Annotated in this window: 27 protein-coding genes; 12 read left to right on the top strand and 15 right to left on the bottom strand. The window is 72.8% G+C overall.

The genetic code is table 11. The annotated features are described in order from the left end of the window. Window positions 1-94 precede the first annotated feature (94 nt). The 3 genes from AC1Z4A_RS21255 to AC1Z4A_RS21245 form a co-directional block, all read right to left on the bottom strand. Window positions 95-187 (bottom strand): Ms4533A family Cys-rich leader peptide, encoded by a 93-nt coding sequence (locus AC1Z4A_RS21255; RefSeq protein ID WP_483681118.1) that lies wholly within the window; start codon window positions 185-187, stop codon window positions 95-97. A gap of 65 nt (window positions 188-252) precedes the next feature. Beyond that, the gene (locus tag AC1Z4A_RS21250; RefSeq protein ID WP_483681116.1) at window positions 253-1,551 is read right to left on the bottom strand and encodes a DUF3152 domain-containing protein; all 1,299 of its coding nucleotides are present in this window, start codon (window positions 1,549-1,551) and stop codon (window positions 253-255) included. Further along, on the bottom strand, window positions 1,544-2,530 hold the full coding sequence (locus AC1Z4A_RS21245) for an alpha/beta fold hydrolase (RefSeq protein WP_483681114.1): 987 nt from the start codon (window positions 2,528-2,530) through the stop codon (window positions 1,544-1,546). The genes AC1Z4A_RS21250 and AC1Z4A_RS21245 overlap by 8 nt, the downstream gene beginning before the upstream one ends. Before the next feature lie 140 nt (window positions 2,531-2,670). Between AC1Z4A_RS21245 and AC1Z4A_RS21240 the strand changes: the two genes are divergently transcribed. The 4 genes from AC1Z4A_RS21240 (at window position 2,671) to AC1Z4A_RS21225 (ending at window position 4,579) form a co-directional block, all read left to right on the top strand. Continuing rightward, complete coding sequence (locus AC1Z4A_RS21240) at window positions 2,671-2,895, top strand: hypothetical protein (RefSeq protein ID WP_483681112.1); 225 nt, start codon at window positions 2,671-2,673, stop codon at window positions 2,893-2,895. Window positions 2,896-3,075: 180 nt separating this feature from the next. Beyond that, entirely contained in the window at window positions 3,076-3,714 is a 639-nt protein-coding gene (locus AC1Z4A_RS21235) for a TetR/AcrR family transcriptional regulator (RefSeq protein ID WP_483681110.1), read from the top strand. Between the two features lie 171 nt (window positions 3,715-3,885). Next, window positions 3,886-4,113, top strand: coding sequence for a DUF3107 domain-containing protein (locus AC1Z4A_RS21230; RefSeq protein WP_483681108.1), 228 nt, complete (start codon window positions 3,886-3,888; stop codon window positions 4,111-4,113). 187 nt (window positions 4,114-4,300) lie between these two features. Beyond that, entirely contained in the window at window positions 4,301-4,579 is a 279-nt protein-coding gene (locus tag AC1Z4A_RS21225) for a hypothetical protein (RefSeq protein WP_483681106.1), read from the top strand. A gap of 66 nt (window positions 4,580-4,645) precedes the next feature. On the opposite strand, the gene AC1Z4A_RS21220 is transcribed toward AC1Z4A_RS21225, so the two are convergent. Beyond that, window positions 4,646-5,380 carry a ferritin-like fold-containing protein gene (locus AC1Z4A_RS21220; protein WP_483681104.1) on the bottom strand — a complete coding sequence of 245 codons (735 nt, stop codon included), beginning with the start codon at window positions 5,378-5,380 and terminating at the stop codon, window positions 4,646-4,648. Between the two features lie 506 nt (window positions 5,381-5,886). Between AC1Z4A_RS21220 and AC1Z4A_RS21215 the strand changes: the two genes are divergently transcribed. After that, on the top strand, window positions 5,887-8,094 hold the full coding sequence (locus tag AC1Z4A_RS21215) for a DEAD/DEAH box helicase (RefSeq protein ID WP_483681102.1): 2,208 nt from the start codon (window positions 5,887-5,889) through the stop codon (window positions 8,092-8,094). Window positions 8,095-8,178: 84 nt separating this feature from the next. After that, window positions 8,179-9,033, top strand: coding sequence for an alpha/beta fold hydrolase (locus AC1Z4A_RS21210; RefSeq protein WP_483681100.1), 855 nt, complete (start codon window positions 8,179-8,181; stop codon window positions 9,031-9,033). A gap of 233 nt (window positions 9,034-9,266) precedes the next feature. Here AC1Z4A_RS21210 and AC1Z4A_RS21205 read toward each other — a convergent pair whose 3' ends face one another. Continuing rightward, window positions 9,267-10,049, bottom strand: a complete 783-nt coding sequence (locus tag AC1Z4A_RS21205) for a VOC family protein (protein ID WP_483681098.1) — start codon at window positions 10,047-10,049, stop codon at window positions 9,267-9,269. A gap of 168 nt (window positions 10,050-10,217) precedes the next feature. After that, window positions 10,218-11,171 carry an NYN domain-containing protein gene (locus tag AC1Z4A_RS21200; RefSeq protein ID WP_483681096.1) on the bottom strand — a complete coding sequence of 318 codons (954 nt, stop codon included), beginning with the start codon at window positions 11,169-11,171 and terminating at the stop codon, window positions 10,218-10,220. Between the two features lie 135 nt (window positions 11,172-11,306). On the opposite strand from AC1Z4A_RS21200, the gene AC1Z4A_RS21195 reads away from it, so the two are divergent. Continuing rightward, the gene (locus AC1Z4A_RS21195) at window positions 11,307-11,459 is read left to right on the top strand and encodes a hypothetical protein (protein WP_483681094.1); all 153 of its coding nucleotides are present in this window, start codon (window positions 11,307-11,309) and stop codon (window positions 11,457-11,459) included. An 85-nt stretch (window positions 11,460-11,544) separates the two neighbouring features. Here the strand turns inward: AC1Z4A_RS21195 and AC1Z4A_RS21190 are convergent, their stop codons facing one another. The 4 genes from AC1Z4A_RS21190 to AC1Z4A_RS21175 form a co-directional block, all read right to left on the bottom strand. Then, window positions 11,545-12,150 (bottom strand): MarC family protein, encoded by a 606-nt coding sequence (locus tag AC1Z4A_RS21190; protein WP_483681092.1) that lies wholly within the window; start codon window positions 12,148-12,150, stop codon window positions 11,545-11,547. Between the two features lie 201 nt (window positions 12,151-12,351). Then, window positions 12,352-13,296, bottom strand: coding sequence for a PHP domain-containing protein (locus tag AC1Z4A_RS21185; RefSeq protein WP_483681090.1), 945 nt, complete (start codon window positions 13,294-13,296; stop codon window positions 12,352-12,354). Window positions 13,297-13,401: 105 nt separating this feature from the next. Continuing rightward, complete coding sequence (locus AC1Z4A_RS21180) at window positions 13,402-14,043, bottom strand: DUF6758 family protein (protein ID WP_483681088.1); 642 nt, start codon at window positions 14,041-14,043, stop codon at window positions 13,402-13,404. Window positions 14,044-14,149: 106 nt separating this feature from the next. After that, window positions 14,150-14,746 carry a suppressor of fused domain protein gene (locus tag AC1Z4A_RS21175; RefSeq protein ID WP_483681085.1) on the bottom strand — a complete coding sequence of 199 codons (597 nt, stop codon included), beginning with the start codon at window positions 14,744-14,746 and terminating at the stop codon, window positions 14,150-14,152. 500 nt (window positions 14,747-15,246) lie between these two features. Between AC1Z4A_RS21175 and AC1Z4A_RS21170 the strand changes: the two genes are divergently transcribed. Further along, window positions 15,247-16,365 carry a magnesium and cobalt transport protein CorA gene (locus AC1Z4A_RS21170; RefSeq protein WP_483681081.1) on the top strand — a complete coding sequence of 373 codons (1,119 nt, stop codon included), beginning with the start codon at window positions 15,247-15,249 and terminating at the stop codon, window positions 16,363-16,365. 10 nt (window positions 16,366-16,375) lie between these two features. Here AC1Z4A_RS21170 and AC1Z4A_RS21165 read toward each other — a convergent pair whose 3' ends face one another. After that, window positions 16,376-17,338 carry a DMT family transporter gene (locus AC1Z4A_RS21165; RefSeq protein WP_483681079.1) on the bottom strand — a complete coding sequence of 321 codons (963 nt, stop codon included), beginning with the start codon at window positions 17,336-17,338 and terminating at the stop codon, window positions 16,376-16,378. A 37-nt stretch (window positions 17,339-17,375) separates the two neighbouring features. Here AC1Z4A_RS21165 and AC1Z4A_RS21160 point away from each other — a divergent pair, with 37 nt between their 5' ends. Then, entirely contained in the window at window positions 17,376-17,885 is a 510-nt protein-coding gene (locus tag AC1Z4A_RS21160) for a hypothetical protein (RefSeq protein WP_483681077.1), read from the top strand. Window positions 17,886-18,232: 347 nt separating this feature from the next. On the opposite strand, the gene AC1Z4A_RS21155 is transcribed toward AC1Z4A_RS21160, so the two are convergent. Then, window positions 18,233-18,973, bottom strand: a complete 741-nt coding sequence (locus tag AC1Z4A_RS21155; RefSeq protein ID WP_483681075.1) for a hypothetical protein — start codon at window positions 18,971-18,973, stop codon at window positions 18,233-18,235. Between the two features lie 204 nt (window positions 18,974-19,177). Between AC1Z4A_RS21155 and AC1Z4A_RS21150 the strand changes: the two genes are divergently transcribed. The 3 genes from AC1Z4A_RS21150 to AC1Z4A_RS21140 are packed head-to-tail and all read left to right on the top strand — an operon-like array spanning window position 19,178 to window position 22,274. Further along, the gene (locus tag AC1Z4A_RS21150) at window positions 19,178-20,476 is read left to right on the top strand and encodes a magnesium transporter MgtE N-terminal domain-containing protein (RefSeq protein WP_483681074.1); all 1,299 of its coding nucleotides are present in this window, start codon (window positions 19,178-19,180) and stop codon (window positions 20,474-20,476) included. Then, on the top strand, window positions 20,463-21,071 hold the full coding sequence (locus tag AC1Z4A_RS21145) for a DUF1003 domain-containing protein (protein WP_483681072.1): 609 nt from the start codon (window positions 20,463-20,465) through the stop codon (window positions 21,069-21,071). Before AC1Z4A_RS21150 ends, AC1Z4A_RS21145 begins: the two co-directional genes overlap by 14 nt. A gap of 42 nt (window positions 21,072-21,113) precedes the next feature. After that, entirely contained in the window at window positions 21,114-22,274 is a 1,161-nt protein-coding gene (locus tag AC1Z4A_RS21140) for an Mrp/NBP35 family ATP-binding protein (protein WP_483681070.1), read from the top strand. 61 nt (window positions 22,275-22,335) lie between these two features. On the opposite strand, the gene AC1Z4A_RS21135 is transcribed toward AC1Z4A_RS21140, so the two are convergent. The 3 genes from AC1Z4A_RS21135 to AC1Z4A_RS21125 all read right to left on the bottom strand — a co-directional run bounded on the left by AC1Z4A_RS21135 (window position 22,336) and on the right by AC1Z4A_RS21125 (window position 25,477). Continuing rightward, window positions 22,336-23,034 carry a hypothetical protein gene (locus AC1Z4A_RS21135; RefSeq protein ID WP_483681067.1) on the bottom strand — a complete coding sequence of 233 codons (699 nt, stop codon included), beginning with the start codon at window positions 23,032-23,034 and terminating at the stop codon, window positions 22,336-22,338. Window positions 23,035-23,155: 121 nt separating this feature from the next. Beyond that, window positions 23,156-23,611, bottom strand: a complete 456-nt coding sequence (locus tag AC1Z4A_RS21130) for a sec-independent translocase (RefSeq protein WP_483681065.1) — start codon at window positions 23,609-23,611, stop codon at window positions 23,156-23,158. A 108-nt stretch (window positions 23,612-23,719) separates the two neighbouring features. After that, window positions 23,720-25,477 carry a S1C family serine protease gene (locus AC1Z4A_RS21125; protein WP_483681063.1) on the bottom strand — a complete coding sequence of 586 codons (1,758 nt, stop codon included), beginning with the start codon at window positions 25,475-25,477 and terminating at the stop codon, window positions 23,720-23,722. Window positions 25,478-25,623 lie beyond the last annotated feature (146 nt).

Here is a 25,623-nt window from a genome sequence, read left to right as displayed (position 1 = left end):
CGGTCGGGAAGAGAGAGCGCACGCATGCGCGCACCGCCCCCGGCGGACGCGGCGCTGTGACGGCGCGGAGTGCGGCGCGGGGAAAGGGCGGTGATCAGCGACAGAGGACGTCGGCAACCGCGTGCGCGGCCACGCCGATCAGCGCCAGCTCGAAGCCGGCGCTCGCGGGGGCGTGGTGGTGCGACATGCGCAGCAGCCTGAACGAATTTTCGCCCGGCGGCAAAGGCGTCTCACATACGAAGACGCCACGCCTCAGGATGTGGGATGCGCGTCCGGGAACGGCCAGGGGTTGGGGCGGCAGGTCCTGCCGTCCGTGGTGAGGAACTTCGTCTGCTGCATCATCACCGGCGCCAGGGCGCCCTCCGCGGAGCACGACTCGTGGTCGTGGCCCAGCCGGTGGCCCACCTCGTGGTTGATCAGCATCTGCCGGTAGGCGTGCATCTCGTCGCCGTAGGTCTGCGAACCCTGCGCCCAGCGATAGGCGTTGATCATCACGCGGTCGGTGGCCGCCGAGTCGCAGGAGACGTTGTCCTCGGTGGTGTCCAGGCCGGACTTGGCGCACCAGGCGGCGGTGGTGCGCGGGCTGGCGAGGGTGATCACGAAGTCCGCGTCGCCGGAGGAGACGCGCTCGAACGTGCGCTTGCCGTCCCGGCCCCAGCTGCGCTCGTCGTTGAGGGTGCGGTGCACGGCCGTGGCGAACAGCTCGCCGTCGAGCGGCAGCCCCTTCTCCACGTCAACGCGGTAACGCAGAAGATCACCCTTACCGGGGGCCTGCTCATGGCCCGGTACGGGCATGAACTCACCGGACGCCGCGGCCGAGGCGTCCAGGGGGTACTTCTTCGCCATCTGCTGCTCATAGCTCGCCGGGGCCACGGCGCCGCCGTTGGGCGTGGGGCGGCTGTCGGACCGGGAAGCGGCGTCCTGGCCCGTCCGCCCGACGTCCGCGGAGCGGGCCTCCGCCTTGTCGTCGGTGCCCTGGTGCACCTGGCTCGCGACGGTGACGGCGAGCACGGCGGTCACCACGGCGGCGGCCACTCCGGTGACCGTGCGGATCACGGCGCGGCCGCCCTTGCCGCGGGAGCCGGCGGCACGGCGGGGTGCCGTCCGCTGCGCGGGCAGGCGCGGCGGCGGGGTGGCGGGGACGGAGAGGTCGCCGGGGGTGAAGCCGGTGGTCGAGCGCGTCCGCCCGGCCGGAGCCGCGGGGGTGCCGGCCGTCTGGGCACGCTGGGCGCCGATGACACCCCAGCCGACCACGGGCTCGCGCAGGTGGGCGCCATGGGCACCGCAGGCGCCGGGGTCGACCTGGCCCGGGCCGGTGAAGCCGGGGTCGGCGGCCTCGCCCGGCTCCGGTCCCGCCGCGGTGAAGCGCGCGTCGAAGTCGGCGGCCAGGTCCACGGCCTCCTCGCCGGAGGCGGAGCCGCGCCTGCGCCCCGTGCCGGGGCCGGGCACCGGCGGGACGGCCTCGTGGTCGCGCGCGGTATGGCCGCGGCGGCGGCCCGTGCCGGGCACGGCGGAGCCGGCCCGGTCGGCACGTGCGCTGTGTTTACCCACGGGGCGGGGCGCTCCGTTCAGATGTCGTGGCGGGGTCCGCGAGCAGTTCCCGGAAGGCGCGGGCCACCGCGTCCGGGTCCTCCATCATGGCGACATGACCCGCCTCGAGCAGCGTCAGCAGCCGCGACTCGCGGAAGGCCCTGCTCGCGCGGCGGGCCATGCGGACGGAGACGAGCTGGTCGCGCATTCCGTACACGAGCAGCGTAGGGGCGAGCACCTTCTCCGCCTGCCGCCACAGCGAGTGCTGTCCCCCGAGGGTGTAGGCGTCGACGATGCCGCGCGCCGAGCGGGCCATCACCTCCCAGAAGTAGGGAAGCTCCAGTCTCCGCTCGTACTCGGCGACGGCCAGGGCGAATCCCTCCGGTGTCACCCGTGCGGGGTCGCCGTAGCAGAGGGCGAGCACCTCCCGGGTGCGCCGCTCGGGCGTCCATTCCTTCGTCATCCGGGCGAAGAGCGAGACGACCCCCGGCACGGCGAGCAGCCCGGTGGGCATCGCGGTGCGCTGCGGGCGCAGCTCGGGCAGCGCGGGCGAGATCAGGGTGAGGGTGCGGACCAGATCCGGCCGGACGGCCGCCACGCGGGTGACGACGGCGCCGCCCATGGAGTTGCCCACCAGGTGGACGGGGCCGCGCCCGGAGGCGTCGAGGTAGCGGATGACCGCGCGCGCAGAGCCGGTGATGGAGTAGTCGCCGTCCTCCGGCGGCGGTGCGTCACCGAAGCCGGGCAGATCCAGCGCCTCGCAGTCGGCCGTGTCCGCGACCCGCTCCATCAGCTCCGACCAGTTCTGCGAGGAGCCGCCGAGGCCGTGGACGCAGAGCGCGGGCGGCAGCCCGGCGCGGGCCGGCGGCCGGGAGCGCACGGTGAGCGTGAGCCCGGGCAGGGCCACGGTGCGCAGCTCCTCGCCGTCGCCCACCCGCGAGGCCCGCGCGGGCGGCACCACGGGCACGGCGTGGGAATCCGGCGACTCGGTCGAAGACATGCGGGCAATGTTACGAGACGATCACGCCCGAACCCTTGTGGCGGCGCTCACAGATCGCCTGGCGGTGCGGGACGGTGTCTCCTAGGCTTCATACCGAGGAGTACGAGGGCGCTCATCCGGATGCTGGGAAGGGATCCCGTATGCCTGTCGACCCGACCGACCCCGACACGTTCGAAGACGTCGAGGAGGCCGACACGATCACCATGGACGTCGAGGCCCCGGAAGCCGACGCCGCCGAGCAGCACACCGACCTCGCGCCGCACCGCGACGAGACGCTGACCCACATCGACCCGGACTCGGCGAACGAGGCCGACCGCGCCGAGCAGGCCCGGGTGGTGGAGCTGGACGAGGACGACTACCGGTGACTCCGTAAGCCCCCCGGAAGGCGGGCTGAGCGGCCTTACGGGCCGATTGCCGGGTATTTGTCGACTTCCCACATCGGCCGGTCCGTGAAATTCTCCGCTCCGACCACGCACGGCCCGGTTACCCAAAAGTACGATGGCGGGCGCGGTGCATACCGTGCAAGGAACAATCATGGAGGCGGCGTGACAGCCATCGAGCAGACCGAGGCGCGCCCGCGGGGCACGCGCCTGCCGCGCCGGGCCCGACGCAACCAGCTCCTGGGCGCGGCCCAGGAGGTCTTCGTCGCGCAGGGCTACCACGCCGCCGCGATGGACGACATCGCCGAGCGCGCGGGTGTCAGCAAGCCCGTGCTCTACCAGCACTTCCCCGGCAAGCTGGACCTCTACCTGGCCCTGCTGGACCAGCACTGCGAGAACCTGCTCCAGGCGGTGCGCACCGCGCTCGCCTCGACCTCCGAGAACAAGCAGCGCGTGGCGGCCACCATGGACGCCTACTTCGCCTACGTCGAGGACGAGGGCGGCGCCTTCCGCCTGGTCTTCGAGTCGGACCTCACCAACGAGCCGGCCGTGCGCGAGCGCGTCGAGCGGGTGTCGCTGGAGTGCGCGGAGGCGATCAGCGAGGTGGTCGCCGAGGACACCGGGCTGTCCAAGGACGAGGCCATGCTGCTGGCCGTGGGCCTGGGCGGCGTCTCCCAGGTCGTCGCCCGCTACTGGCTCGCCAGCGAGAGCGCGGTGCCGCGCGAGACGGCCGTCCAGCTGCTGACCTCGCTGGCCTGGCGGGGCATCGCGGGCTTCCCGAAGGTCGCGCCCGAGCAGCCCTGACCTGGCGTGCCGTGGCCGACACGCCGGCCGTGTTCGCTGCGAGCGTGCAGGGACCGGCCCGGCCCGGCCGTCCACCGGGCTAATGTGTCCAGCGTAGGGCGCGGTCGGCCGCGCACCCCTCCCCCTGGGCCACGCCCTGGGGGACCGCACACCTTCGGAGGGACAGTAGCCGTGGAGGTCAAGATCGGCGTGCAGCACGCCGCGCGCGAGATCGTTCTGGAGAGCGGGCAGTCCGCCGAGGAGATCGAGCGCGCCGTGGCCGACGCGCTCGCGGGCAAGGTCCAGCTGCTGAGCCTGACGGACGACCGCGGCCGCAAGGTCCTGGTCCCGGCCGAGCGCCTGGCCTATGTGGAGATCGGCGAGCCGGCCACCCGGAAGGTCGGCTTCGGCGCGATGTGACCCGCTTCGGGCACATGTCGACGGACGACGAACGGCGGGGCCCCGGTGGGGAATTCACCGGACCCCGCCGTCGTCGTATCCGGCACACCGATGATCGGAACGAGGGTTGCCCGGGCCGGTCATGGGGTAAGACCGCTACGACCGATTTGCACCCGCGTTTCGGCCACAGCACGGGAGGGAATGTCCAATGATCCTCTGGGAAGCGCTCGGCTCGGTCCTCATCGGCCTCGCCGTTTCCTATGGCGCCCTGCACTGGCTTCCCGCGCGCTTCGGGCAGTTCCGCTCCCGCCGCCTGGCGCTGTCCACCGGCCCCGGCGCGGCGCTGTTCGGCGCCCTGCTGACCCACTCGGTGCTGGGCCCCGGCCACACCCTGGCCACCCTGGGGGTGTCGCTGGGCGTGGCCGTCGCCCTGGTCTCCCTGCTGCTCCGGCCGGGCAACGGGGCGCGCCGATCAGCCACGGCCTGACCCGGCCCGCCGGGACACCGGTGGTGTGCCGTGTCGTCCGTGCCCTGCGCCCCGTACGCGCTCCGGTCAGGCCGCCAGACCCAGCGCGGCCATCCGCTTGGTGTGCGCCTCGGTGATCCGGGAGAACATCTTCCCGACCTCCGCGAGGTCGAAGCCGTCGGCCACGCCGCCCACCAGCATCGTCGACAGCGCGTCACGGTCGGCGACCACGCGCTGCGCCTGCGAGAGCGCCTCGCCCATCAGCCGCCGCGCCCACAGCGCCAGCCGCCCGCCGACCCGCGGCTCGGCCTCGATCGCGGCCCGCACCTTCTCGATCGCGAACGACGCGTGCCCGGTGTCGTCCAGCACGGTCAGCACCAGCGCGCGGGTGTCGGAGTCCAGCCGGGCCGCCACCTCGCGGTAGAAGTCACTGGCGATCGAGTCGCCCACATACGCCTTGACCAGGCCCTCCAGCCAGTCCGAGGGCGCGGTCTGGCGGTGGAACTCGTCCAGCGCCGCAGCGAAGGGCTCCATGGCCCCGGTCGGCTGCACGTCGATCGCCTCCAGCCGGTCGCGCAGCCGCTGGAAGTGCTGGAACTCGGCGGCGGCCATCTTGGCCAGCGCGGCCTTGTCGTCCAGCGTCGGCGCCAGCTTGGCGTCCTCCGCGAGCCGCTCGAAGGCGGCCAGCTCGCCGTAGGCGAGGGCGCCGAGCAGATCCACGACGGCTGCTCGGTACTGCGGGTCGGCGGATGCCTGGGCCCAGTCCTGGGCGGCGATCCCGGTGGGCTCGACGGGGTTCTCTGGCGTGTCGGACGTCTCCATGAAGCGAACGATAGCCCGCCACACGGCGCCGGGAACCCCCTGGTCAGGCACTCCCCACCGATCCGGACACAGGATTGTCCGGACACACATGCGCCTTTCCGGGGTACAGTGCTAAAGGACCAGTCGAGTATTCGACGGTCCGCACCCATGCTGTGTCTTCTGGAGGCGAGTCTCCAGGGCTCCAGCGGATGCCCGGTCGGTGGCCCGATCGGCTTCCACAAAACCGACCGCCCTCCGCAGCGGTACGTACGAGACGTATGCACCTGGAGGGATCCGCTCGTGGCACGTGTGCTCGAGCGAAGGCAGTGGTCCCGCGCCAACGGCCCCAGGCCGGCTCTACCGGCGCGGTCAGTACGTCCCCTTCGTACGACCCCCTTCGTTCGCCGCGCGCCACGTCTCACAGAAGAGGCAAGACTCTGTCCACTTTCCGAGACCTCGGGATTCTGTCCGAAACCGCCGAAGCCCTCGAAGCCGTCGGCATCGTGCACCCCTTCCCCATCCAGGAGATGACCCTCCCGGTCGCCCTCTCCGGCTCCGACGTCATCGGCCAGGCCAAGACCGGCACCGGAAAGACGCTGGGCTTCGGCCTGCCCCTGCTGGAGCGCGTCGTCGTCCCGGCGGACGTCGAGGCCGGCCGGGCCCGGCCCGAGCAGCTGACCGACGCCCCGCAGGCCCTGGTCGTCGTCCCCACCCGCGAGCTGTGCCAGCAGGTGACCAACGACCTGCTCACCGCCGGCAAGGTGCGGAACGTCCGCGTCCAGGCCATCTACGGCGGCCGCGCCTACGAGCCCCAGGTCGAGGCGCTCAAGAAGGGCGTCGACGTGATCGTCGGCACGCCCGGCCGCCTGCTCGACCTCGCCGGCCAGAAGAAGCTCAGCCTCGCGCACGTCAAGGCGCTCGTCCTCGACGAGGCCGACGAGATGCTGGACCTCGGCTTCCTCCCGGACGTCGAGCGCATCATCACGATGCTCCCGGCCAAGCGCCAGACCATGCTCTTCTCGGCCACCATGCCGGGCGCGGTCATCTCCCTGGCGCGCCGCTACATGTCGCAGCCCACGCACATCCGCGCCACCTCGCCGGACGACGAGGGCCAGACCCACGCCAACATCGCCCAGCACGTCTTCCGCGCCCACAACATGGACAAGCCGGAGATGGTCGCCCGCATTCTGCAGGCCGAGGGCCGCAACCGCGCGATGATCTTCTGCCGCACCAAGCGGACGGCCGCCGACATCGCCGAGCAGCTCACCCGCCGCGGCTTCGCCTCCGGCGCGGTCCACGGCGACCTCGGCCAGGGCGCCCGCGAGCAGGCGCTGCGCGCCTTCCGCAACGGCAAGGTCGACGTGCTCGTCTGCACCGACGTCGCCGCGCGCGGCATCGACGTCGACGACGTCACGCACGTCGTCAACTACCAGTCCCCCGAGGACGAGAAGACCTACCTGCACCGCATCGGCCGCACCGGCCGCGCGGGCAAGTCGGGCACGGCCGTCACGCTGGTCGACTGGGACGACATCCCGCGCTGGAAGCTCATCAACAAGGCGCTGGACCTGCCGTTCGACGAGCCGGAGGAGACGTACTCCACGTCCCCGCACCTGTACGAGGCGCTGAGCATCCCCGCCGGCACGAAGGGCATCCTGCCCCGCTCCGAGCGCACCCTCGCCGGCCTCGCGGCCGAGGAGATCGAGGACCTCGGCGAGCCGGGCGGCCGCGGGCGCGGCCGGGACGGCCGCCGCGGCGGCCGCTCCGCCGAGCGCGTGGAAGAGGAGCGTCCGGCCCGTACCCGCACCCCGCGCCAGCGGCGTCGCACGCGCGGCGGCGCGGCGATCGACCAGGCGGAGGGTGTGTCGGCTGCGCCTGCGGTTTCGGATGCGGCTTCCGAGGTCGTTTCCGGTGTGGCTTCCGAGGCCCCCGAGACGCCTGCGCGTCCGCGTCGCCGGCGCCGCACGCGTAGCGGTGCGAGCGCTGCGGCGGCTCCGGCCGTCACCGCTCCGGCGGTGGTGGAGCCGGAGGCTCCGGCTGCGGTTGCGGTTGCGGTCGTGACGGAGACGGTGGAGGCCGTGGAGGCCAAGCCGAAGCGCACGCGTACTGCGAAGAAGGCCGCGGCTGCTCCTGTCGCCGAGGTTGCCGAGGTCGCTGAGGTCGCGGAGACCAAGCCGAAGCGGACCCGGACCACGAAGAAGGCCGAAGCCGCGGTGGACACCGCCGAGGCCGCCGAGGTCAAGCCGAAGCGCACCCGCACTGCGAAGAAGGCCGCTGCCGCGCCTGCCGCCGAGGTTGCCGAGGTCGCTGAGGTCGCGGAGACCAAGCCGAAGCGGACCCGGACCACGAAGAAGGCCGAAGCCGCGGTGGACACCGCCGAGGCCGCCGAGGTCAAGCCGAAGCGCACCCGCACTGCGAAGAAGGCCGCTGCCGCGCCTGCCGCCGAGGTCGCCGAGACCGCTGAGGTCGCGGAGACCAAGCCCAAGCGCACCCGCACCACCAAGAAGGCCGAAACCGCGGTCGACACCGCCGAGGCCACGGAGGCGAAGCCGAAGCGCACCCGCACCGCCAAGAAGGCCGCTGCCGCGCCTGCCGACGCCGCGGACGCCGCCGAGGTGAAGCCGAAGCGCACGCGCACCACGAAGAAGGCCGCAGCCGCGGAGACCGAGGTCACCGAGGCGAAGCCCAAGCGGACCCGTACGGCCAAGAAGGCCGCAGCCGCGCCCGCCGAGGCGTAAGGGCTCACAGCCGACGGCCGGTCACCCCGTGAGGGATGGCCGGCCGTCGGCGTATGCGCTCACGGCGGACGTTAGCCTCATGGCATGAGCAGGCCGCCCTTCCTCACCTTGCCCGCGTGCGCCCGCGCACACCGTCTCACCACCGAGCGCGGGGAGTTCGCCGTCCACGAGGCACGCCCCGCCGCGACGCCGCGCGGCACCGCGCTGCTCGTGCCGGGGTTCACCGGCAGCAAGGAGGACTTCATCGCCCTGCTGGAACCGCTGGCGGCGGCCGGGTACCGGGTCGTGGCGGTGGACCAGCGGGGCCAGCACGAGAGCGCGGGGCCGCGCGAGGAGAGCGCGTACGGGCAGGCCGAGTTGGCCCGCGACATCCATGCGCAGACGGCGGCCCTCGGCGGGGACGTGCATCTGCTGGGGCACTCCTTCGGCGGGATGGTGGCCCGTGCGGCCGTGCTCGCCGACGCGTCGCCGTTCCGCTCGCTGACGCTGATGAGCAACGGCCGGGCAGCGATCTCCGATGGGCAGCAGGCCCGTACGCGCTTGCTGATCGAGGCACTCGGCGTGCTGGACATGGAGAGCGTGTGGCAGGAAATGCAGAAGCAGAACGGGGAGAACGCGGCCGATGCGGACGCGCCGCGGGAGCTGGCGGAGTTTCTGCACAACCGGTGGCTGAAGACGATGCCCGAGCAACTCGTGGCGGCGGGCCGTCAGTTGATCGAGGAGCCGGACCGGACGGCGGAACTGGCCCGGGTGCCGCTGGCGAAGCACGTCGTGTCCGGGGCGCTGGACTATGCGTGGCCGGTGCCGGAGATCGACGCGATGGCGAAGGAGCTTTCGGCGTGGCGGACGGTGGTGGAGGGGGCGGGGCACTCGCCCAACGCGGAGCGGCCGGAGGCGACGGCGGAGGCGCTGGTGCGGTTCTGGGAGACGGTGGGGTGACGGTGCGCTGACTTGGGGGGTTCCTTTCCCCACCCCGCCCCTTCCCGAAACTGGGGCTTCACCCCAGACCCCCGGCCCCTCGCGCTGCGCGCGGGGGCGAAGCTCGGGGGCTCTGCCCCCGGACCCCCGGTCCTCAAACTCCCCCAGCTACCGCTGGGAGGTGCCCCCGGACGGGCTGATTTTTCAGCCCGTCCGGCGTTTGAGGGGAAGGGGCGGGGTGGGGAACGAACCCCCTAACACGACGGCCGCTCCGTCACCGTGAACAGCCCGCCCTGCGAATCCCGCAGCGTCGCCTCCCGCCCCACCCGCGAGTGCGTCGGCTCCGTCACCACCGCCCCGCCCGCCGCCAGCGCCGACTCCACCGCCTTCTCCACGTCGTCCACGCGGAAGTACACATGCCAGCGGGGGCGGACCCGCGGGTCCGGGTCCGCCTCGACGCCCCCGCCCCGGATGGAGGCCACCGTCGCCCCACCCGACCGCACGTTCACCGCATCGTCCTCGTACTGGACTTCGCAGCCGTCCGGCCGGCCGCCGGCCCAGTCGAAGATCTCGCTGTAGAACATGGCCATCGCGAACGCGTCCCGCGTACGCAGCTCCAGCCAGGCCGGCGCCGCCTCGCCGCCGATGCGCCACCCGGGCAGGTTCGCGCCCTGCCAGAAGCCGAAGACGGCGCCCGCCGGATCGGCGGCCAGCACCACCCGGCCGCGGCCCACCGCCAGCGGGCCGACCGCCACCGTGCCGCCGCGCTCGCGGACCCGGGAGGCCACCAAATCCGCGTCGGAGACGGCGAAGTACGAGGTCCAGGAGACGGGCACGCCCATGCCGGTGGCGACGTCGCCCAGGCCCGCGACGGGCTTCCCGTCGTCCAGGGCCACGGAAAAGCCCTCGCCCAGGGAGCCCTTGCGGAAGGTCCAGCCCATGACGGCGCCGTAGAACTCCTGCGCCGCGGTGAGGTCACCGGTCAGCAGGCTCACCCAGCAGGGCGCCCCCAGCCCCGCCTGGTCCGTGACCGCCATGGCCGATCGCCTCGCTTCTGTTCCCAGGTTCCCGGGTCCCCGGGTCTCGGTCGGGAAGGCTGGCCCCCGGAGGTTCGTACGAGCATGCCGGGACCACCCCTGTTCAGGGTTTCACTCACGCCCCCCGCGCGCATTCCGGCACGCCCGGAAGCACCGGAACCGCTCCGCTCAGAACCGCGCCCGCAGGTGCTCCCAGAAGCCGTCGCGCAGCGCCCGGCGCAGGTCCGCGTGGCCCCGCAGGGACAGCCCCAGCAGGGCCTCGGCCTCCACCAGCAGCTCCTGGTCGACGGAGCCGGGCAGATAGGGGTGGCCGGGCAGCAGCTCCGCGAGGGAGGTGCGGCCGCGGGCGGCCAGCCACTGGGCCGCGACCCGGGCGCCCACGAACCGGACGTCGTCGCGGGAGGGCGCGGGCCCGGACTGGCTCCGCTCCTCGCCGAGCGGCTCGTACGCGGCCCGCCGCGTCACATACGGCTTGCAGAACTCGAGGTCGAAGGTGCGCTGGCTGTCGACCTCCCACAACAGCGGCTCGGCCTGGTTCCGTCCGCCGACGGCCTCGATGCCCCAGAGGTGGACCCGGGCGCCGTAGCCCTGGGCGGCCTCCACGGCCGAGACGAGGTCCTCGTCGCCGCCGATGAGCACCGCGTCGCTGATCGCGCGGTGCCGGGCCAGCGACTCGAGGTCGGTGCGGATGAGGGAGTCGACGCCCTTCTGCTGGTTGTTGGCGTTGAGGTTGCCGAGGCGGACCTTGACGTCGGGGAGTTCGGCGATGCTCTGCTGCTCGGTGGTGTGGATGCGGCGGCGGGCGCCGTCGTACCAGTAGACGCGGAGGAGCCGGCCGTCGGGGAAGACCGAGCGGGCCCGGTCGATGAACGCCTCGATCAGGCCCTCCGCGTCCAGCTCGAAGGCGCGCCGGTCCTCGGTCCCGGCCACGAGGCGGCCGGCCGCGGCGTAGACGTAGCCGGCGTCGGCGAAGATCGCATGGGTGGCGGGGGTGGTGGCCACCTCGGCCAGCACCCGGGTGAGCAGCTCGTTCGTACGCTCGATCCCGGCGGCGATCTCGGCGAGGTGCTGGGGGCCCGGGCCCGTCCCCCGGGCCGGGTCCACCGACCAGTAATTAGTCATGGCAACATTTTCTTTAGCGTAGGGAATGTTTTCCTCGGTCGCCTCGTTGGACACGTATGGACCGCGCGGCAACGTCGCCGCGCGCCTCACTGTTCATGGAGTTCTCCTCAGGAGGATCAGACGAAGGGAGAAGCCTTGCGCTTCGAAATCATGCGCCTGGACGACGTCAACGGCACCGCCGTCGACAGCACCGTCGTGGACGCCGCCTCCGTCAATCGGATCGTGCAGCAGGCCGCCTCCGTGGGCCAGCGCATCTACATCCGCCCGGCCGACTCCACGGCCCGGTAACGCCTACCGCAGACCACGTACAGAACACCCCCGCACGGACGGACCGTACGGGGGTGTTCTGTGTTGCGCCAGGGGGCGCACGGGGTCAGTGCTTGGTGATGACCTGGGTGATGCCGTTGATGATCTGCTGAACGGCGAGCGCGGAGAGCATCATGCCCGCGAGGCGCGTCACCAGGACGACGCCGCCGTCCTTGATCACACGGATGATGTGCAGCGAGTTCCGCATCACCAGCCACAGGACCAGGTGGATCGCGGCGATGGCGCACCACACCGAGGTCTGCGCGGCGAAGGAGTCCGCGCGCTGCACCGCGAGGATCACCGAGACGATCGCACCGGGGCCCGCCAGCAGCGGCATGCCCAGCGGCACGAGCGCGACGTTGACGTCCTTCGTCTGCTTGGGCTCCTCGGACTTCCCGGTCAGCAGGTCCAGCGCGATCAGCAGCAGGAGCAGGCCGCCCGCGATCATCAGCGCCGGGGTGGTGATGTGCAGGTAGTCGAGGATCTGCCGGCCGCAGACGCCGAAGACGGTGATCACGCCGAAGGCGACGGTGGCCGCCTGCCAGGCCATGCGCCGCTGGACCTTGGCGGGGCGGCCCGCGGTCAGAGCGAGGAAGATCGGCGTGATGCCGGGCGGGTCCATGATCACGAAGAGGGTGAGGAAGAGCGAACCGAAGACAGCGAAGTCGAACACAGTGAGGCCTTGCAGGAGTGGTGCGAGCTGAGAGCAGAAAGCGAGAAGAAGGAAGAGGAAGGAGCAATGGAGTGGAGCGGGGGCGCGGGGCCGTGTGCCACCGCACCCTGCACCGGCTCCGCGCCGGTACCGACGTACGAGCGGTACGGATGCAGCGGTGCCCGTGGGTGGACGGGCGTACGGCCCCGGAGCGCGGGGAGGTCAGCCGCCGGCGCCCGGGACGGGGAACGCGCCCGTCGCGCGGCGCGTGATCTCGCCGTAGATTTCCGGGTCGGTCGTGAACTCGCCGAGCACACAGGACTTGCGGCTGCCGTGGTAGTCGCTGGAGCCGGTGGTCAGCAGGCCCAGCTCGGCGGCGAGGCCGCGCAGCCGGGCGCGGGTGGCGGCGTCGTGGTCCATGTGGTCCACCTCGACCCCGTCCAGACCGGCCGAGGCCAGCTCGGCTATCGCGCCCTCGGACACACACCGGCCGCGCTTGAGGGCGAACGGGTGCGCCAGGACGGTGACCCCGCCGGCTGCCTTGACCAGGCGGATCGCCTCGAAGGGGTCGGTCTCGTGCTTCTCCACGTAGGCGCGCCCGTCACCCGCGAGCCACTCGGAGGTGAAGGCGTCGGAGACGCTGGGGACGACGCCCAGCTCGACCATGGCCGTCGCAATATGAGGTCGGCCAACCGCGACCTTGTTGCTTACCGCGTTTCTCCGCCCGGGAAGCGAAAGTGCCGGCTCGTCGGCCGTCTGCGGCCCGGCGGCTTCCCGTGCGTCGCTCGGGATCCCCGCGATCTCCCGCACGCGCTCCCACGTCACCGGCACGCCGAGCGCGTTGAGCTTGGCGACCATGGCCCGGGCGCGGGGGACGCGGTCGTCGCGCACCAGGTCGCGCTCGCGCGCGAACTCGGGCTCCGCCGGGTCGAAGAGGTAGGCGAGCAGGTGCAGGCTGATGCCGTTCAGCCGGCAGGACAGCTCGGCACCGGTCACCAGGGTGAGCCCGGCGGGGAGGGCCGCGATGGCCTCCGCGTGGCCGCCGACCCCGTCGTGGTCGGTCAGCGCGACGACGTCCAGCCCGGCGGCGGCCGCGTTGCGGACCAGCTCGGCGGGGGTGTCGGTGCCGTCCGAGGCCGTGGAGTGGGTGTGCAGGTCGATGCGCACGGCACGGGCTCCCAACGGCAGACGGAACGGACGGGACCGGTTCAGGATAACCGTCGTTCGAACATGACCCGGCTCGCTTGAGCGCGCCCGCCCGTCGGACACGTCCTAGGGCGAGAGGATGCGCGGCGAGAGCGCCCCGCACGGCACCAGGTCCACCTCGGCCCCCGCGTCGCGCAGGTCGGTGAGCACCAGCTCGTCGTACATCAGCAGACCCGAGCGCTCCGGCCAGACGACCGCCCACAGCCACAGCCCGCGGGCCTCGCCCGCGAACACGGCCCGGTCCTCGGGCGCGCCCTCCACGTGCCAGAGGGGAGTGGGACGGCCGGCCGCGTGGACCTTGGCGTCGGGCGAGCGGTTGACGCACATGTGAGGGCCGGGGTCGGGGCCGTCGATGCCGGCGTAGCGCGCGCCGAGGCCGACGCCCAGCTCCTCCGCCACCAGCAGCAGCTCGCCCGGGCCGCCCAGCGGGCTCGGCCCGGAGCAGGCGACCGCGGTGGCGCGCCCGCCGCTGCGGTCGTCCCCCGCGCAGACCACGCCGGTGAAGAGCCATCCGACGGGCAGGGGCCAGGGCATCCAGACCGGCACCCGGGCCCGCCGCACCGCGACGGCCAGTGCTTCCACGCTCGGCGGGACGACCGGCTGCAGAGGGTGCACCGTGCCGTGCACCCCGCACTGCCAGGAGTCGGCGAAGAGACCGGGCGCTCGCACCCGGCCACCGCACTTCGGGCAACTGGGTTCGCCCCTCATAGCCTCCAACAGTCCTACCAGGCCGCCCCCGCGTCAAGGACGATCACCCGTCCGGAGTCGGCACCCGTGCACCGATCCGGCCGCGGCCTCGGGGCACCCCCGGGCGTCAGTCGAGGGGCACTCCGGCGCGCAGCGGGTCGCGCAGGTCCGTGCCGTGCCGCAGCCAGCGCTCCTGGAGGGCGGCCGCTCCGTGGACGCGCTTCCAGGCGGCCTCGTTCGGGGTCATGGGAAGGAGGGGAAGGAAGCGGACGGGGTCCATCGGGTCGTCCAGCTCCAGGTCCGCCACGATGCCGCCCGGCTCCGCGACGAGCACGGAGGTGAAGGGCGCCCCCGGCCACAGCGGCTCGCCGGTGTCGAGCGAGGCGCCGGGCGCCACCACGACGCCCTCCACCTGGGGGGACGCGGCGAGCACGGCGAGCGGGCGGAGCGCCTTGTCCGTGTCGGCCCGTCCGGTGCGGACGGAGAGGAGCAGCTCGGCGCGGGGGCCGCGCAGCGGGTCCGCGACGGTGGCCATGGGGTCGGTCATGGGCTGGGCGGACATGCCGAGGGTGGCGTAGCGGACGACGTCTCCGCCGTCGTCGTCGGCGTGGAAGCGGAGGACCTCGATCCGATCCGCCCCGAGGAAGGTCACCGCGGCGCGGGCGTCCGGTTCGCCGAGGGCCGTCAGCAGCCGGGCCTCGACCAGTGCGAGAACGTCTGACATGGAGTGAGCATAGAACGCGTATCGAACAGGCAAAGGGGGGCCTTGACGCTTCAGGCGGCTGCTAGCCTTGGCGGGCCTTGACTTCTGGTCAAGGAGACACACGTCGTCCCTCAGCGGGGACCGGCCGGAGGAGGTGGGGCTGCGGTGGATCCTAGTCGACCGTGCAGTACCGACAGTTCTCCCGCCCACCCGCTCCGGACGCGCATCACCGTGTGATCTGAAGCCTTCCGCAGCCGGCCGTCCGCCGGTACTCCAGCACGGAAGTCCCTTCACGCCCGCAGCACTTGGCGGAAGAGCGCCTGCCCTCGCTTTGTTCCGTGTTCTCTGCGTTCTCCGGGGAGTTCCCCCGCGAACTGCCGTCAGCCCCGCGCATCGCACGAAGCGCCGCCCCATGTGCGGACGTACCCCGCCCGGCCCCGGCCGCCCGGATCCACGTCCGCTTCATCGGGCAGCGTTCGCACGCGCCCCGCGCTGGCGGCCGGCCCGTGAAGGAGCCAGCCATGTCGATGATCCGCGACCTGCGTGCCGCCGTCCGTCCCGCTCTGCGCCGCGTCCCCGCCCAGGGCGGCGGCGGTGGCGGCTACGACTCCTCCCGCGACCGCTCGACGGGCAGCGCCGTGGTGGACTGCGCCGTCTACCGCGACGGCAAGCGCGCGAGCCACCACTGCGCCCCGGCCGAGGCCATGCGGCGGGTGCGGGCCGAGGGCGGCTTCGCCTGGATCGGGCTGCACGAGCCCACGGAGCAGGAGTTCGCCGGGATCGCCCGGGAGTTCGGGCTCCACCCGCTGGCCGTGGAGGACGCCGTCCACGCCCACCAGCGGCCCAAGCTGGAGCGCTACGACGACACGCTCTTCACGGTCTTCAAGACCATCCACTACGTCGAGCACGCCGAACTCACCGCCACCAGCGAGGTCGTGGAGACCGGCGAGGTGATGTGCTTCACCGGCCCGGACTTCATCATCACCGTCCGGCACGGCGGCCAGGGCTCCCTGCGCGCGCTGCGCCACCGGCTGGAGGAGGACCCCCAGCTGCTCGTCAAGGGCCCCTCGGCCGTGCTGCACGCCATCGCCGACCAGGTGGTCGACGGCTACATAGCCGTGGCCGACGCCGTCCAGGACGACATCGACGAAGTCGAGATCGACGTCTTCTCCGTCACCGGCAAGGGCAGCTCGCGCGGCGGCGACGCCGGGCGGATCTACCAGCTCAAGCGCGAGGTGCTGGAGTTCAAGCGGGCGGTCACCCCGCTGATCCGGCCGATGCAGCAGCTGAGCGAGCGGCCGATGCGGCTGGTGGACCCGGACATCCAGAAGTACTTCCGGGACGTGGCCGACCACCTCGCCCGCGTCCACGAGCAGGTGGTCTCCTTCGACGACCTGCTCAACTCCATCCTCCAGGCCAACCTCGCCCAGGCGTCCTTCGCGCAGAACGAGGACATGCGCAAGATCACCTCGTGGGCCGCCATCTTCGCCGTGCCGACGATGATCGCCGGGATCTACGGCATGAACTTCGACCACATGCCGGAGCTGCACTGGAAGTACGGCTACCCCGGGGTCATGGTGCTCACGGTCGTGATCTGTGTCGCCATACACCGCGGCTTCAAGCGGAACGGCTGGCTCTGACCACGGGGTCCTACACCCCGGTCTCCGGCACGGCCGGCTCCCGCTTGCGGTCGGCCTGGATCACCAGCGCCAGCCCCGCCAGGATCACCCCGAGCGCCGGCCACGACGCAACCGGCGGCAGCTGCCCCAGCCACAGCGCCGCGATGAGCGCCGCGCCCGGCGTCTCCAGCAGGATCGCGGTGGAGGTGACGGACGGTCCGAGGCCCTTGACCACCCGGTTGATGAGCGAATGCCCCAGCAGCTGTGCGGTGACCGTCAGCACGGCCAGCTTGCCCCAGGTCTCCGCGCTGTAGCCGCCGAGCGCGCTGCCACCGAGCAGACACGCGGCGAGCAGCAGCACGGTGGTGGTGGAGTAGCAGACGTAGGTGTACGCGACGGTGCTGACCGTCCGGCGCACCTCCGCGCCGAGCAGGACGTACCCGGCCGCCGCCATGCCGCCGGCCAGCGCCAGGGCGTCCCCGCCGAGGGCGCGCGGTGACAGCGAGAGGTCGACGCCGGTCAGGATGACGACGCCGAGGAACGCCAGCCCGGTGCCCGCCCACACCAGCGCGGGCGGGCGGTGGCCGCGCAGCCGCAGCAGCAGCGTCGTCCAGATCGGGGTGGTGGTGACCAGGGCGGTGGAGGAGGCGACCGAGGTCATGTGCAGGCTCGGCAGCCACACCCCGAAGTGCACGGCGAGCAGCGCCCCCGCGGCGACCGCCAGCAGGAGCGTCCGGCGGCCCATGCCACGCAGCTCGGCGCGGTGCCGCAGGAGGGCGAAGGGGGTGAGGGCGCCGACGGCCATGGCGTTCCGCCAGAAGGCGACCGCCAGGGCGGGGGCGGCGGTGGCCGCGATCAGCGGGGCCGAGAGGGAGACCCCGGCGATGGCTATCGCAAGGAGGACGACGTCGGTGCGGACGGACGCGGCGTGCCCGGCGGGGGCGGCGGCCTGGGCGCCGGGTATCGCTTCGGGGCTCGTACGGGCGGCTCTCACGTCCTCAGCCTAGGCGCAGGCGCTTAAGGTAAACCCCATGACGCTGACGCAGGCACTGATCGAAGAGGCCACGAAGAAGTCCGGCCTCATCTGGGTGCAGGGCCCGACGGGGCCCAGCCGCGCCCTGTGGCACGTCTGGCACGAGGGCGCCGCGCACGTGGTCGGCGGCGCCGGGGAACAGCCGCTGGACGGCATGGGCCTGACCGACGGCGGCACGGCGACTGTGACGGTCCGCAGCAAGGACAAGGGCGGCCGGATCGTCTCCTGGACAGCGGCCGTCGGCGAGCTTCCGGCGCGCGGGGAGGCGTGGGCGGGGGCTGTGGCCGAGCTGAAGGGGAAGCGGCTGAATGCGGTGGATGCGGAGGGTATCGAGGGGCGGTGGGCGGAGGGGTGCCGCGTGCTGCGGCTGACGCCGACGGGTGCGTCGGCGAACCTTCCGTCGGACGCGCTGGCAGCGGTGCCGCTGCCGACTCCCGCGACGACGCGCCGCCCCATGCCGGCGGCCCTGCCGCGCCTGCTCCGGCGGGGCACGCGGAAGCGGGGCTAGGGGGTGTCTGATGGATCTCCGCGGGGAAGGAGCGGCGTCCGGTGCGTGCTCTCGGCGTGCCGGCCGGAAGCCCTCGTACTGGGCGTACTTGGGCTTTCGGCCGGTGCGCCGAGAGTGCGTGCCGGGCGTCGCGACGCCGCGGAGATCCATCAGACACCCCCTAGGACTTGGGGGTTCTCCCCCACCCTGCCCCTTCCCGAAACTGGGGCTGCGCCCCAGACCCCGGACCGCGCTTCGCGCGGCCGCGCGGCGGAGCCGCACATCGGGTGCAGCCTCAAACGCCGGACGGGCTGGATTTGCCCCCCGCCCCCGGTTACGGGAAGGGGCGGGGTGGGGAAAGGCCCCCCTCACTCCCCCCGCGGAATCTGCAGCTGCTTCCCGTAATCCACCGTCTGCCCCTTCTCCGGCACGGACAGTGCAAAATCCTTCCCCCAGTCGCCCAGCTCCAGCTGCCCCGCACCACCCCCACGCTGCACCCGCAGCGGATACGGCGTCCCCACCAGCGACACATCGAGCGTGCCGCCCGCGCCGCCCCCGCCCGTGATGCGGATCGTGCGGACGCCGCTCACCGCCCCGTGCTCGCCGCGCGCCAGCTTGCCGTGCAGGCCGAGGAGGCCGTCCAGGAGCACGTTCTTGTCGGTGAAGCCCTTGAACTGCTGGTACGAGGGGTCGTCGGCGGGCACCTTGACGTACTTGTCGTCGAGCTTCCCGGCGGACGAGGCCGGTGCGGACGGGGCAGGCGTGGCCCCCCGCGCCCAGAATCCCGCGGGCGCCTTGAGGTACAGGTCGTCCCCGACCCGCAGCAGCTCGAAGGCGGTGGAGTTCGCGGACACCCGCCCCACCCCGCCGTTGTTCTTCAGCCGCATGTCGATGCGGTACGTGCCGCCCTGGCTGACCACGTTGCCGGACACGTGCACGGACTGCGCACCGCCCGCTGCCGTGCGGGCCTTGTCCTCGATGGCCGCCGCCTGGAGCTTGCCGACGCCGTTGGTTCCTTTGTCGGGGTCCTCGCCACCGCCGCAGGCCGTGAGCGCCGCGGACAGGCCGACACACAGCGCCCCCACGAGAGCGGCGTTACGGGTACGCACCTCTGCTCTTGCCTCCTGTTACCGGTGGGATACGGCGCAGCGTACCTGTGCCGCCCGCGAGCGGAAGCCGGGAGTCCGTAGAGGACGTGTACAGGGTCCGTACGAGGTCCGTACGGACCTCTCTCCCGCGCCCGGCGAAGCGGGTCACGTTAGCCTGAATCGGACACCAGGGCACGGGTACGGGCACGGAGGAGGTGGGCGGCCATGGCAGCAGGCGCCCCCCGGATGTTCGTCTCGCACCTCTCGGGCGTGGCCGTCTTCGACCCCAACGGCGACCAGGTGGGCCGGGTCCGCGACATCGTGGCGATGCTCCGCGTCGGCGGCCGCCCCCCGCGTGTGCTGGGGCTCGTCGTGGAGGTCGTCAGCCGCCGCCGCATCTTCCTGCCCATGACCCGGGTGACCGGCGTGGAGTCCGGCCAGGTCATCACCACCGGCGTGGTGAACATGCGGCGGTTCGAGCAGCGCCCCACGGAGACCCTGGTCTTCGGCGAGCTGTTCGACCGCCGGGTGACGCTCGTCGGGACGGACGAGGAGGTGACCGTCCTCGACGTGTCGATCACCCAGCTGCCCGCCCGCCGCGACTGGGAGATCGACAAGGTCTTCGTGCGCCGGGGCAAGGGCGGGGCCCTGCGCCGCAAGGGCGAGACCCTGACCGTCGAGTGGTCCGCCGTCACCGGCTTCTCCCTGGAGGAACACGGGCAGGGCGCGGAGAACCTGCTGGCCACCTTCGAGCGGCTGCGCCCCGCCGACCTGGCCAACGTGCTCCACCACCTCTCCGCCAAGCGGCGCGCCGAGGTCGCCGCGGCCCTGGACGACGACCGGCTCGCGGACGTCCTGGAGGAGCTGCCGGAGGACGACCAGATCGAGATCCTCGGCAAGCTCAAGGAGGAGCGCGCCGCCGACGTGCTGGAGGCCATGGACCCCGACGACGCGGCCGACCTGCTCTCCGAGCTGCCGGAGGAGGAGAAGGAGCGGCTGCTGACGCTGATGCAGCCCGGGGACGCGGCCGACGTCCGCCGGCTGATGGCGTACGAGGACCGGACGGCCGGCGGGCTGATGACCACCGAGCCCATCGTGCTGCGCCCGGACGCCACCGTCGCCGACGCCCTCGCGCGCGTCCGCAACCCCGACCTCTCCCCCGCGCTCGCCGCCCAGGTCTACGTCTGCCGCCCGCCGGACGAGACCCCGACCGGCAAGTACCTCGGCACCGTGCACTTCCAGCGGCTGCTGCGCGACCCGCCGTTCACCCTCGTCGGCGCGCTCACCGACACCGACCTGCGGCCCCTCCAGCCGGACACCCCGCTGCGCGCCGTGACCAGCTACCTGGCGACGTACAACATGGTGTCCGCGCCCGTCGTGGACGAGAGCGGCTCGCTGCTCGGCGCGGTGACCGTCGACGACGTGCTGGACCACCTGCTGCCCGACGACTGGCGGGAGACCGAGCTGCACCACGGCGCGCTCGGCATGGGCGACCTGCCGGAGGCCCCCGATGCCGGGCGGTGAGCGCGGCCGCGAGGCGGGTCCGGGGCTGCGCGGCGACCAGCGCGGCGAGCGGGTGAAGGCGGAGTCGGCGGCCGTGCACCCGCACCCCCACGGCCGGCCCCGCGCCCGGCTCGACCTGCCCCGGGTGAAGCGGGCGCGCTGGCTGCCGGAGTACGACCCGGAGGCCTTCGGGCGGATGTCGGAGCGGATCGCCCGCTTCCTGGGCACCGGCCGCTTCATCGTCTGGATGACGGTCGTCATCATCCTCTGGGTGGTGTGGAACACCACGGTCCCCGGGGACCTGCGGTTCGACACATACCCGTTCATCTTCCTGACGCTCGCGCTCTCGCTCCAGGCGTCGTACGCCGCACCCCTGATCCTGCTGGCGCAGAACCGGCAGGACGACCGCGACCGGGTCAACCTCGAACAGGACCGCAAGCAGAACGAGCGGTCCATCGCCGACACCGAATACCTGACCCGGGAGATCGCCGGGCTGCGCATGGGCCTCGGCGAGGTCGCGACGCGCGACTGGATCCGCTCGGAGTTCCAGGACCTGGTCAAGGAGCTGGAGGAGCACCGCGTATTCCCTCGCGAGAGTGAGGAAGACGACCGCTGAGAGGCTTTCCCCGGGCCCCGTGCCGGGCCGTACCATCGACCTATGGCTACCGACACGTACGGAACCGCCGCGCCGGGTGAGGACGCGATCAGCGCCGCACTCGCGACGGTCAACGATCCCGAGATCCAGCGACCCATCACCGAGCTGGGGATGGTCAAATCGGTGGAGATCGCGGCGGACGGTACGGTCGCGGTCGCCGTCTACCTGACGGTCGCCGGCTGCCCCATGCGCGACAAGATCACTTCGCTGGTGTCCGAGGCCGTCTCGCGCGTCGAGGGCGTCACGGGCGTCACCGTCGAGCTGGACGTGATGAGCGACGAGCAGCGCCGCGAGCTGGCGGCCTCGCTGCGCGGCGGCCAGGCCGAGCGCGAGGTCCCCTTCGCCAAGCCCGGCTCGCTGACCCGGGTCTACGCGGTGGCCTCCGGCAAGGGCGGCGTCGGCAAGTCCTCGGTGACGGTCAACCTGGCGGCGGCCATGGCGGCCGACGGCCTGAAGGTCGGCGTCGTGGACGCGGACATCTACGGCCACTCGGTGCCCCGCATGCTGGGCGCGGACGGCCGGCCCACCCAGGTGGAGAACATGATCATGCCGCCGTCGGCGAACGGCGTGAAGGTCATCTCCATCGGCATGTTCACCCCGGGCAACGCCCCGGTCGTCTGGCGCGGCCCGATGCTGCACCGCGCCCTCCAGCAGTTCCTGGCGGACGTCTTCTGGGGCGACCTCGACGTGCTGCTGCTCGACCTGCCGCCGGGCACCGGCGACATCGCGATCTCCGTCGCCCAGCTGGTGCCCAACGCCGAGATCCTCGTGGTGACGACGCCTCAGCAGGCCGCGGCCGAGGTCGCCGAGCGCGCCGGCTCGATCGCCGTGCAGACCCACCAGAAGATCGTCGGCGTCGTGGAGAACATGTCCGGGCTGCCGTGCCCGCACTGCGACGAGATGGTCGACGTGTTCGGCACGGGCGGCGGCCAGACGGTGGCCGACGGCCTGTCGCGCACCACGGGCACGACCGTGCCGGTGCTGGGCGCGATCCCGATCGACGTGCGGCTGCGCGAGGGCGGCGACGAGGGCAAGCCCGTCGTGCTGACCGACCCGGAGTCCCCGGCGGGCAGCGCGCTGCGCGCCATCGCGGGCAAGCTCGGCGGCCGGCAGCGCGGCCTGTCCGGCATGTCCCTGGGCATCACGCCGCGCAACAAGTTCTGACGCGTCACGTCACGACACGAGTACGGCGCCGGGTGGACTCCACCCGGCGCCGTGCTGTGCGTCAGCGCTCGTAGGACGTGATGTCCTCGATCACCGAGAAGCCCATGCCGTACGCGCTCATCCCGCGCCCGTAAGCGCCCAGGTGCACCCCGCCCTCGGCCGAGCCCGCGAGCACCCACCCGTACTCGGACTCCCGGTAGCGGAAGTCGGTCGGCACCCCGTCCACCGGGAGGGACAGCGTGGACCAGGCCGAGTCGTCCAGGTGGTCCGCCAGCTCCCAGGCGAGGGCCGTCTGCTGGTCGAGCCAGTCCTGGCGCAGGGCCCGCTCCATCTGGGCGGGCCAGGTGCAGGCCAGCAGCCCCGATCCGGCGAGCCAGGCCGCGGAGGAGACCGAGGTGGCCTCCAGCACGCCCGTGCCGTCGGCGCTGCGCCGCACCGGGCGCTCGGCCACGGTCACCACGACCGCGAAGCGCTGGGTGCCCGTGTCGTGCTCGACGCGGCCCATCCGCAGCGACGGCTCGGCGCCGTGGCCCGTCGAGCCGTGCTCCACGGTGCCGTCCGCGGCGGTGCCGACCTGCATCAGCCAGCGGGGTCCGGTGTAGGCCTCGTCCAGGCCGTACCACGGGAACGAGGCCAGGAGATAGCCGTCGACCGAGCGCCGGGGACCGGGCCCGCCTTCCGGCACTCCGTTCGCGTCCACGGCGGACGCGTCGGCCGTGTCACCGGCCCCCTGCGCCCCTACCCGACTCGTCGTCTCCATCTGCGCGGCGCCTCCTCATAGCCCGGTCGTCCTGGGCACGACGGCCTTCCCCGGACGATCGCACCCCAAACAAAGGGAGGATAGCCACCCCCGTCAATGGGGCCCGGGATGCGGCGCGTACTCAGGTGGCGTCGGCGTCGAAGGGCGGGCGCTCGCCCTGGGCGAGGTTCTCGCGCTTCTTGAGCAGGTCCGGGGTGCCCGAGCCGTTCGCGGGGGAGCCCGTGGCCGCCGCGGAGCCCTCGGCCGGGGCGGCGGGGCGGCCGTGCACGGCGTCGTCGAGGTCCGTCATCTCCGACTTGAAGTCGAAGCCGTTGCGGATCTCCTTCAGGCCCAGCTCGTCCTTGTCCAGCACGTGCTTGCGCACGAAGGTCTTGGGGTGGAGGTCCTCGAACTCGAAGTCCTTGAACTCGGGCCCCAGCTCGGAACGGATCTCCTGCTTGGCGTTGTCGGAGAACTGCCGGATCTTCCGCAGCGTGCGCGAGACGTCCTGGATCATCTTCGGCAGCTTGTCGGGGCCGAAGATGAGCACGGCGAGGACGACGAGCGTGACGAACTCGAGGGGTCCTATGTCCAGCACGTCGCACAGCTCCTTGTGGCATCAGTGGCCGAGGTTCCAGGCCGTCTATCACGGTACCTGCCTCCGCGGGGCAGGTGGGAGACGCCCGGGCCAACAGCAGGCCAAGGCTCAGCTCGCTCCGGCCGACCCCAGGGTCATCCGCACGGTCTGCTCCCGGCCGTCGCGCTCGATCGTCAGCTCCAGGCTGTCCCCCGGACGGTGACTGCGGATCTTGACGATCAGCTCCTGGCCGCTGTGCACCGGGACGCCGTCCACCTTCTTGATCACGTCCTGGGGCCGGAGGCCCGCCTTCTCCGCGGGGCCGCCGGGGGTGACGGCGGGGCCCTTGCCGCCGTCGGCGTTCACCCGTGCGCCGTCGCCCGAGTAGCCCATGTCGAGCGACACGCCGATCACCGGGTGGGTGGCCCGGCCGGTGTTGATCAGCTCCTCGGCGACCCGCTTGGCCTGGTTGACGGGGATGGCGAAGCCCAGGCCGATGCTGCCGCCCTGGCCGCCGCCCTCGGACTCGGAGTCGCTCGCGGAGCGGATGGCGCTGTTGATGCCGATGACCCGGGCCCGGGAGTCCATGAGGGGACCGCCGGAGTTGCCCGGGTTGATCGGGGCGTCGGTCTGGAGGGCGTCCACGTAGCTGATGTCGCTGCCGTCCTGCTTGTGGCCGCCCGCGGTGATCGGGCGCTCCTTGGCGCTGATGATCCCGGTGGTGACCGTGCCCGCGAGGTCGAAGGGCGCGCCGATGGCCACGACGGAGTCGCCGACGCGGACCGAGTCGGAGTTGCCCAGCGCCAGCGGGGTCAGCCCGGAGACGCCCGTGACCTTGATGACGGCCAGGTCGTAGCCGCTGTCGCGGCCCACGACGGTGGCCTTGGCGGTCTGGCCGCCGTTGAAGGTCACGGATATGGAGCCACTGGAGGCGGCCGGCTGCACCACGTGGTTGTTGGTGAGGATGTGGCCCTTGTCGTCCAGGACGAATCCGGTGCCGGTGCCCTGGTCGCTGCCGCCGCGCACATGGATCGTGACCACGCCCGGCAGGGCGCGGGCGGCGATCCCGGCGACGCTGCCGGGGTCGCGGTCGGTCTTGTCGGCCCGCGACTGCGGCAGCGTGACGTGCCCGCCCATGCCCCCGTCGCGCTCGAGGACGGCTCCGGCGACCCCGCCGATCCCTCCGGCGACGAGCGCCACGACGGCGGCCCCGGCGAGGATCTTCCCCCGGGAGAGCCCCTTGCCGGCCGGCTCCGGCTCCGGCGCGGGCCGGATGCCGGTGGCCCAGGGGTCGTACTGCCAGGGGTCGGGGGCCTGCACCGCGGGCGCCACCGGGGCGGCGGGCGGCAGGGGGGTGCCGTGCGGGGGCGTGACGGTGGGCCGCTGCACGGGAGGCGCAGGCGCCCAGGGACCGGGACGCCCGTAGGGCGGGGTCCCGTACGGATCGGGCTTGTGCAGGGGGACGGGCGCGGGCGCCGCCGGGGCGGCGGGGCTCTCGGGCACGGGTGCAACCGGGGCCGGGGCTCCGTCCGCGGGCAGGGCCGGGGCAGGGCCGTCGGCGACGGGCTGCGCGGGGGCAGGGGCGGCGGGGGCCGGAGCCGCATCCGCGGGCTGCGTCGGTGCCGGAGCGGTGTCCACGGCCCGGGGCGGGACCAGCGCGGAATCCACCGGCTGCGCCGGGATCGACACGGAGCCGCTGCCCACCGGCTGCGCCGGAGCAGGCAGGGGAGTCGACTCACCAGCTCCCGGCTGAGCGGGGGCCGGCACGGAGCCGCCCTCGGCAGGCGCGTGGGCCGAGAGGTGGTCGCCGTCCGCCAGCTGCGCCGGGGTCGGCGCCGAGGCGGTGGGCTGGGGTGGGATCGACACCGTGCGCGGCTCACCGGTCATGCGATCCGCCCGCGCCTCCGAAGAAGGCGGAGCATCCGCTTCCGCCGCGACTCCGTGCGGTGCCGCACCGCTTGCCTCGGGGCCCGCGGCCATGCGCGACTTGCCCTCGTCCATCCCTCAACCACCCGTTCGTCCGAAGGCGCGCT

The sequence above is a fragment of the Streptomyces sp. 17_S59 genome (assembly GCF_056930295.1).
The sequence above is the reverse complement of the archived record's forward strand: the minus strand, read 5'-3'. Positions and strand labels throughout refer to the sequence as shown.

Coding starts and splice junctions, on each gene's coding strand:
- AC1Z4A_RS21255 (WP_483681118.1), bottom strand. CDS start 187: ATGTCGCACCACCACGCCCCCGCGAGCGCCGGCTTCGAGCTGGCGCTG.
- AC1Z4A_RS21245 (WP_483681114.1), bottom strand. CDS start 2,530: ATGTCTTCGACCGAGTCGCCGGATTCCCACGCCGTGCCCGTGGTGCCG.
- AC1Z4A_RS21240 (WP_483681112.1), top strand. CDS start 2,671: ATGCCTGTCGACCCGACCGACCCCGACACGTTCGAAGACGTCGAGGAG.
- AC1Z4A_RS21225 (WP_483681106.1), top strand. CDS start 4,301: ATGATCCTCTGGGAAGCGCTCGGCTCGGTCCTCATCGGCCTCGCCGTT.
- AC1Z4A_RS21220 (WP_483681104.1), bottom strand. CDS start 5,380: ATGGAGACGTCCGACACGCCAGAGAACCCCGTCGAGCCCACCGGGATC.
- AC1Z4A_RS21215 (WP_483681102.1), top strand. CDS start 5,887: ATGACCCTCCCGGTCGCCCTCTCCGGCTCCGACGTCATCGGCCAGGCC.
- AC1Z4A_RS21210 (WP_483681100.1), top strand. CDS start 8,179: ATGAGCAGGCCGCCCTTCCTCACCTTGCCCGCGTGCGCCCGCGCACAC.
- AC1Z4A_RS21205 (WP_483681098.1), bottom strand. CDS start 10,049: ATGGCGGTCACGGACCAGGCGGGGCTGGGGGCGCCCTGCTGGGTGAGC.
- AC1Z4A_RS21200 (WP_483681096.1), bottom strand. CDS start 11,171: ATGACTAATTACTGGTCGGTGGACCCGGCCCGGGGGACGGGCCCGGGC.
- AC1Z4A_RS21180 (WP_483681088.1), bottom strand. CDS start 14,043: ATGAGGGGCGAACCCAGTTGCCCGAAGTGCGGTGGCCGGGTGCGAGCG.
- AC1Z4A_RS21175 (WP_483681085.1), bottom strand. CDS start 14,746: ATGTCAGACGTTCTCGCACTGGTCGAGGCCCGGCTGCTGACGGCCCTC.
- AC1Z4A_RS21170 (WP_483681081.1), top strand. CDS start 15,247: ATGTCGATGATCCGCGACCTGCGTGCCGCCGTCCGTCCCGCTCTGCGC.
- AC1Z4A_RS21160 (WP_483681077.1), top strand. CDS start 17,376: ATGACGCTGACGCAGGCACTGATCGAAGAGGCCACGAAGAAGTCCGGC.
- AC1Z4A_RS21150 (WP_483681074.1), top strand. CDS start 19,178: ATGGCAGCAGGCGCCCCCCGGATGTTCGTCTCGCACCTCTCGGGCGTG.
- AC1Z4A_RS21145 (WP_483681072.1), top strand. CDS start 20,463: ATGCCGGGCGGTGAGCGCGGCCGCGAGGCGGGTCCGGGGCTGCGCGGC.
- AC1Z4A_RS21140 (WP_483681070.1), top strand. CDS start 21,114: ATGGCTACCGACACGTACGGAACCGCCGCGCCGGGTGAGGACGCGATC.
- AC1Z4A_RS21135 (WP_483681067.1), bottom strand. CDS start 23,034: ATGGAGACGACGAGTCGGGTAGGGGCGCAGGGGGCCGGTGACACGGCC.
- AC1Z4A_RS21125 (WP_483681063.1), bottom strand. CDS start 25,477: ATGACCGGTGAGCCGCGCACGGTGTCGATCCCACCCCAGCCCACCGCC.